The sequence below is a fragment of the Deltaproteobacteria bacterium HGW-Deltaproteobacteria-4 genome (assembly GCA_002841765.1).
In the GTDB taxonomy this organism is placed as follows: domain Bacteria; phylum Desulfobacterota; class Desulfuromonadia; order Desulfuromonadales; family UBA2197; genus UBA2197.
Genome location: PHAV01000011.1, coordinates 149985 through 156797, shown reverse-complemented (window position 1 = coordinate 156797; position 6813 = coordinate 149985). Strand labels below are relative to the sequence as shown.

The following is a 6813-nucleotide window of genomic DNA, read 5'->3' as shown; positions in this document are numbered from 1 at the left end:
GGAAATCGGCACTCAATCAGTTTACGATCATCTTCGGCGACAGGATGCCGACTTATTAACCGACAAACCCATTTACACAAAATCCTTTACAGGCCCACCACTATAAGAACTCAGTATAGCGGTAACTTTGTTACTGAAGTTCGGCGCAATTGAATTAGCGAGGTTGTTCATTTCTTGGCTTTCCTTATAATAGCACTTTGTTCTTCCATGTCTTGCCTCATTAACTTGTCTGCCTCTTCTTTAATAAACCTCATATTATAGTTTTGAGCAGTTTTTTCATCTACCCATCCATTTAAATACATTCTTACCTGATTCTGTTTTTTTTCGTCCATATGAGTTACTTCTTGGTCTGTTTTTGCTTTTATATTGTTTTCTACGAAACGTTGAGACAGTTTATAGTTGAAGTTATGTCGAAAACCATGTCTTCTTATTTCTTTCACAAGATCTTCTTCATCATAAGTGTCAGCAAGTTCCGCAGTTTTTCTTACGGCGGCTGTCAAAAACTCAATAAAACCTCTAATAGAAAGCGGATCTCCGAGGTGATCACCTTTGCGGTGGGTAATAAAAATATATGGATGCCGATCCGCTCCGGGGGTTAAGGCGCGCTCTTTATCTATGTACTCACGAATCTGCGAGTGAAGTTCACGGGATATGGGGATATCACGCTCTACTGTCTTTGGCACAGGTTGGTAGTGCCTTGGGTCCTCAGGGTCATCGTGCCTTCTTATGACCTTAGCTACATAAGCGTGACGGGGGATGTCATCAAGTTTCATGGCTAATATCTCGCCCCCGCGCATGCCCGTCGAATTCATGAGGTTGAGCATCAACCAGTTACGTCTTTTTGCTGCTTTGTTTTTATACGGATTGTCAGGCGAGTCGAGCTGAACTACATTGAGAAAGGCATCGAAAATCTCTGGTGGCGGTGCTTTGTCGTCGGGATTGAAGGTGCTCTTTTTTCTACTGCCCTTTGGTTTGTCTTTGAGCAGCATTTTCTTCATCTCAGTAATCTGCTTGTTGATCTCTTCGACATTGGGGCGGGTGCGGAGCATCGATGTCGCTATAAAAGCCAAATACTCCACCATGCGGGTGTATCTCGTCCTCGCGGTAGACCCTTCAACCCTTTCAAGGGTCCTCGGCGCCGAGGGGAAGTCATCAATCAGTCTGCGTACTTTAGTCGACTGAGCTTTCTTGCTCCATTTTCTGGCGTCTTCAGTTTTTAAGAGGAAAAAATCTCTGAGTGAGATGGCATCGACAGCAGCTAGGAACTTTCTTTGTCGAAACTCGGAGAAAACGTTCCTTCCTTTTATCTTCTCCCAAAGTAAAAAATGCCTAATGGCGCTAATGTAACTACTAATAGTGTTTTGGCCGCCATTGGGTCGCACGATGACAGTAATAAAGAGCGTTACCCAGAAATCAGGTAGGCCTTCGTCATCCAGGAGGATGGGGTATCTTTCGCCGTCAAAAAATTTAAGTTGCTCGACTTTGGACATCTCAAACCTCCTTTTTTATTTCTACAGAAATATTACTACCAAAATCTGAATATCTTGTCAATCTTTATTTCAACAAAAAAAAGCCCCAACTGCCAGATATTACTGGGATTGGGGCTTCTATTTAAACAAATTATAAATTACTGACGGTCAGAAGGGAATTTCGTCATCCGCATTAAAAGGAGGTTCTTCCTCGTAACTCTGCGAGACACGTGCTGGCGCGGAGGAAGCGGTCTCGGTCGCAGGACGTTTTTGCTGATAGTCACTTCCACGCCCCTCGCCTTCACCCTTATTCCCCATCATCTGCATCTGGTCGGCGACAATTTCCGTGATATAGCGCTTGTTGCCATCACGGTCATCGTAAGAGCGCGACTGAATCTTTCCTTCGAGATAAACCTGTTTTCCCTTGTGTAAAAATTTTCCACAAATTTCAGCTAGTTGCCGCCAAACGACAATGTTGTGCCATTCGGTTTTTTCCTGCATCTGGCCATCCCGACCCTTGAATCGCTCGGAAGTCGCCAATGTGAAAGTAGCAACGGCATCTCCAGACGGGGTGTAACGTAACTCTGGATCTTTACCAAGATGACCGACGAGTATAACTTTATTGACCGCCATAAAGGGCCTCCGCAGGGGGATGATTAAGCTCAAGCACTTTAGCGAAAAGGGTCGGGAGAGTAAAGTTTTTTCCTGAAACGGGGAGACGAAAGGATAGAGCAGGAGTAACAATTCTTGACAATCACGATACAAATGGATATAATTCTGTCCATATGCATACTTTAAGAATAAACGACGAAATAGACCTGCAAATACTGTGCATTCTTCAAGATAAGGCAAGAATTCCCAATGCCGAGGTCGCCCGCCAGGTGGGGATGGCGCCATCGGCGGTCCTTGAGCGTATTCGCAAGCTTGAAGAGCGCGGTATCATTGAGGGCTACGAGGTTCGGCTCAATCCCCATCCTTTCGGCCAGGGATTGGCCGCCTTCATGTTTGTTGAAGTCGATCCAACCGCCAACGGCACTCTCGGTAAACGCCTGGCCGCTCTCCCCGGTGTGCAGGAGGTCCATCAGGTTGCCGGCCCTGACGGCTACCTGGTCAAGCTGCGCGCCGCCCATCCCCGCGCGCTTGGCCTAATCATTCGCGATCAGGTGCAGACCCTCCCCGGCGTCCGTACCACCCGCACCCAGGTTGTCCTCGACACGATTAAAGAGACGCGGCGGATTGCCCTTGAAAGTCCAGTTGACCAAGTTATTTAAAATCGTGCTAAATAATTTCACACAAATAACAAATAAAATCTAACCAAGTTAAAGGAGCCAACCGCCATGCCGATGTCCCAATCCTTCAAAGATCGCCTCTTCCCGATCCTGCCGCAGCTTGCCGAACATTACGGCACCCCTTTTCATATTTATGATGAAGTCGGCATTCACGCCACGGCCGATCGCATTAATCGCGCCTTTGCCGGCATCCCCGGTTTTCGCGAGTATTACGCGGTCAAGGCCCTCCCCAATATCCATATCCAGCAGCTGATGTTCGACCTCGGCTTCGGCTTCGACTGTTCGTCGATTCCCGAGCTCATCACTTCCCGTCAGGTCGGCGCCCGCGGTGAAGATATTATTTTTACCTCCAACAATACCAGTCGGGAAGAGTACCTCTTTGCCGAAGCTGACGGCGGCTGCATCCTCAATCTTGACGATATGAGCTTCATCCCCAAGGTGCCGAATTTTCCGGAACTGATCTGTTTCCGCTACAATCCAGGGCCACGACGAACTGGCAACATCATCATCGGCAATCCGGTGGAAGCAAAGTACGGTGTTGCCCATGAGCAGCTGGTTGACGCTTATCGTCAGGCCCGGGAGCGCGGAGCATCACGTTTTGGCCTGCATACCATGGTCGCCTCGAACGAGCGCGATTATACCTACATGGTCGAGACGGCGCGGATGCTCCTTGAACTGACGGCGCTACTGAAGAGCGAACTCGGCATCGAGCTCGAATTCGTCAATATCGGCGGCGGTCTCGGCATCCCTTATCGCCCGGAACAGGAAGGGCTCAACCTTGAAGCGATGGCGGCGGAGATTACTGAACTCTTCAGCACTTTCCGGCAAAAAAACGGCTTTGCTCCGAAGATGCTGATGGAGAGCGGCCGTTTCATTACCGGCCCGCACGGCGCCCTAGTAACAACGGCGATCAATGCCAAAGAGACCTACCGTCACTACGTCGGCGTTGATGCCTGCATGTCGGCGCTGATGCGGCCGGCTCTTTACGAAGCTTATCACCACATCGACGTCCTCGGGAAAGAGGATCTCCCCAAGAGTGAGATCTACGACGTCGTCGGTTCCCTTTGTGAAAATAACGACAAGTTTGCCGTGCAGCGCGAGTTGCCGCCGATCGTTGACGGCGATCTCCTCGTTATTCACGACACCGGTGCGCACGGGCATGCCATGGGCTTTCAGTACAACGGCCGACTGCGCCCCAAGGAGCTCCTGCTGCGGACCGACGGCAGCGTCGCCTTAATCCGCCGCGCCGAGACGGTGGAGGATTATTTCACCACCTACAACTTCACCCCGGATGTCTTCACCGCCAAGGGGTAGAGACTAAAGAGGGACGGCAAAAGCCGTCCCTCTTTGTTGGCGGTCGTATCGGCTTGGTGGTACAAATTTAAAACTATTCTTTCCCTGCACAACACCAGAAACAACAAGGAGTTTTTCCCACCAATGATCCGCATCTTACGCCCTGCTGCCAGCTATCGTGGCGATTTAATTCTGGATGAACGCAACAAACCGCTAACGTCACGCGATCTCAATCTTCTCCCCTTTGCTGAGCGTCTCAATCTCATTCAGGCGACGCGCGGTCGGCAAAAACACCTGTTGCTCCTGGATGCGCCCGACCCGGAAGCTTTAGTGCCGCAGTTGGCGGTACAGGACTTTTATCTATTGGTGCGCGAGGTCGGCATCGAGGATCTTGAAGAGATCGTCGCCCTGGCGACGACGGAACAGCTTACAGCCCTCATCGACTTTGACGGCTGGCCCGGCGATCAGCTCAATGGCCCGGCGGCACTGCGCTGGCTGGAACTCCTTCTCAATGTCGGCGACGAAAAGTTTTTAGCGACGCTGCATGAGATCGATCTCGACCTGCTGATCCTGATGCTCGCCAAGCAGTTCACTATCCTGCACGCACCAGGTGATATCGATGATGAAGATCTGAATTTCGAGGTGACGCGCGGGAATGGCGGGTATGTTTTGGATTACGTCAACGAGGAAGAGAGCAAGGCGGTGACGCTCTTGCTCGACACCCTTTATCGTCTCGATGCGTCCCACTTCTATCTGGTCATGGAAGGAATTCGCTGGGAGACAGAAGCCCAACTCGAAGAGGATGTTTATAACGCCCGCTGCGGCCGACTGCTTGATCTCGGCTTTAGCGTGCCCCACACCGCTCTCGCTGTTTACGCCCGCATCGATTGCAAGAACTTCCCGGCAGTGGCGGCGCGGCGCACACCAGCGACGAACTATGACGACGCGCCGGTACAGGCTCTCCGCCTCCTCGAATCGGCGGCACCGGGTGGACTCCTTGCCGCAGTCATGGAACAGGGAATCCGTGAAGATGTCGCCAATGATCTGGTACTGCTGATCAACAAGGTCATCAGTGCCGACCGCATTAATCCGGGTGAGGACAAAGAACTGCGCTCCGCGACCGAGCGGGTCTACGCTATCCTCAATCTGGCGCTGGAGAACCGCTGCGGCCAGGATGTCGCGGCAGCCGCGCAACTTCTCGCCGAGCACTACCCCGAAGATCTCTTTCGTTACGGTTTTTCACTCACCTTGGCATTGCAGCAGCAGGCCAAAGCCCTGACCACTTCCCCCATCGCCCCGTTCCTCGATGGCCCATTCCGCGCCGGAGTGGAGATCCTACGCCGCGATCGCCCCGGTTTTTATGAAGGGATCAGCAAGATAGACCGCACCGGTGAGCGCTTCTTTGCTTCTCAGGCCGATCTAGATGTCGCGCAAAGGTGGCTGGCCGGCATCGAAGCCCAGCAGCACTTCTTCCTGGCGGTCGCCCCCTTTACCTTGCCGGCCACCGAAAGCTTCGATCTCAGTGGTTGTGAGCCGGAAACGTTAGCCGACCTGACCTTGAGCGATCTCTTTCTCACATCGTTGGCCAACCTTCTTCTCGGCAACGCCTTTGCCCCGGAGCCACTGCCGGCAGATTCCTTGCCGACGCTGCACCAGCGCATCACCGTAGACGGGCATCTGGATGCAACTCTGCGGACCGATACGACCCACCGTTTTGACGAGAAGGTGCCCGGACTTGGAGCCTTTGTCAATTGGTGTCTTGATCTCTGGGCCGAAGGCTTCTGCACCGTGGACGTTGAAGACCTCGACCCGCGCTATGTCGAAGGTCTGATCGTCAGAAGGTAAACGAAAAAGGTGGGTTTCCGCTATTGGAAATCCACCTTTTTTGCCCCTGATCCTGCTGTCTCTATTTCACGATGATCTCCCTGGTAATTTATTGCACCTCGGTAATGGCAATATTATCAAAAAAGACCTGTTTTTCACCGTCCATATTGCCGTCGCGATACAAGATCAGATGGATCATCCCGGCCTGGGGCGAGGTGGTAAAACTGAAGGAATAATTTTGCCAGTCAAGCCGGCTCTTCACTCCTTTACCGGGGAAAGAACCGCTCTGATACTTCTTGCTCAACACCTCGGTGAATTGCTCACCGATCCAAAGAAATTCCGTGTATTCCAGAACGCTGATCCCGGCGCCTCCCCCCTTGGGCAACTCGCCTTTAAAATCGAAACTGACATGGTAACGGGTCGCCGGCTTGACGGCAAGGGGAGCAAAGAAAGAAATCGAACTCATTTCCTTGATTCCGTGAATAACCCAGCCATGGCTATTGTCGCGGCCACTCTCAGGGCGCATTCCCGAGGTCCGCTGAATGTGGTCGATATCGGTCGTCCAGACGCCAAGGGACTCACTGTCGTCATCTGTTGGACGGTAAGCACCCACGCGGGCAAAGAGACTGAATTGCGGTTCCCTTTCAAAGGTTTCGGTGACCGGAATGGCAGGCGGGGTCGGCTCCGCCTCCGCCCTGGCTGCTTCCGGAACCTTGACAGCAGCCGGTGACAGCTCTACAGCTTTCTCCTCAGATTTACAGGCTAAACAGGAGAGACATAAGACGATGGTGACTGCCGTGACGATAGAACGCATAAAAAAGTGACCCCTAGGAGATAATGCCGGCGATTATAAAGAAGATGAATTTAAACTTCCAGAAAAACCCTTTGCGGTGCTGCCGCAGGGCACAACTGGCCAAAATCAAAAGAAGAGTGTAAAG

The 6813-nt window shown here is 51.9% G+C and carries 6 protein-coding genes; 3 read left to right on the top strand and 3 right to left on the bottom strand.

What is annotated here, in order from left to right:
- Window positions 1-167: 167 nt before the first annotated feature.
- Together CVU69_09445 and CVU69_09440 are read right to left on the bottom strand one after the other, a co-directional pair.
- The gene (locus tag CVU69_09445; GenBank protein ID PKN12151.1) at window positions 168-1490 is read right to left on the bottom strand and encodes a site-specific integrase; all 1323 of its coding nucleotides are present in this window, start codon (window positions 1488-1490) and stop codon (window positions 168-170) included.
- A 147-nt stretch (window positions 1491-1637) separates the two neighbouring features.
- Window positions 1638-2102: a single-stranded DNA-binding protein gene (locus CVU69_09440; protein PKN12150.1), complete on the bottom strand. Its 465-nt coding sequence runs from the start codon at window positions 2100-2102 to the stop codon at window positions 1638-1640.
- Between the two features lie 167 nt (window positions 2103-2269).
- On the opposite strand from CVU69_09440, the gene CVU69_09435 reads away from it, so the two are divergent.
- The 3 genes from CVU69_09435 to CVU69_09425 all read left to right on the top strand — a co-directional run bounded on the left by CVU69_09435 (window position 2270) and on the right by CVU69_09425 (window position 5896).
- Window positions 2270-2740: an Lrp/AsnC family transcriptional regulator gene (locus CVU69_09435; protein ID PKN12162.1), complete on the top strand. Its 471-nt coding sequence runs from the start codon at window positions 2270-2272 to the stop codon at window positions 2738-2740.
- Window positions 2741-2806: 66 nt separating this feature from the next.
- Window positions 2807-4072 carry a diaminopimelate decarboxylase gene (locus CVU69_09430; protein PKN12149.1) on the top strand — a complete coding sequence of 422 codons (1266 nt, stop codon included), beginning with the start codon at window positions 2807-2809 and terminating at the stop codon, window positions 4070-4072.
- 123 nt (window positions 4073-4195) lie between these two features.
- A complete protein-coding gene (locus CVU69_09425; GenBank protein PKN12148.1) occupies window positions 4196-5896 on the top strand; it encodes a hypothetical protein in 1701 nt (566 codons plus the stop codon).
- An 88-nt stretch (window positions 5897-5984) separates the two neighbouring features.
- Here the strand turns inward: CVU69_09425 and CVU69_09420 are convergent, their stop codons facing one another.
- The gene (locus CVU69_09420) at window positions 5985-6689 is read right to left on the bottom strand and encodes a hypothetical protein (protein ID PKN12147.1); all 705 of its coding nucleotides are present in this window, start codon (window positions 6687-6689) and stop codon (window positions 5985-5987) included.
- Between the last annotated feature and the right edge of the window lie 124 nt (window positions 6690-6813).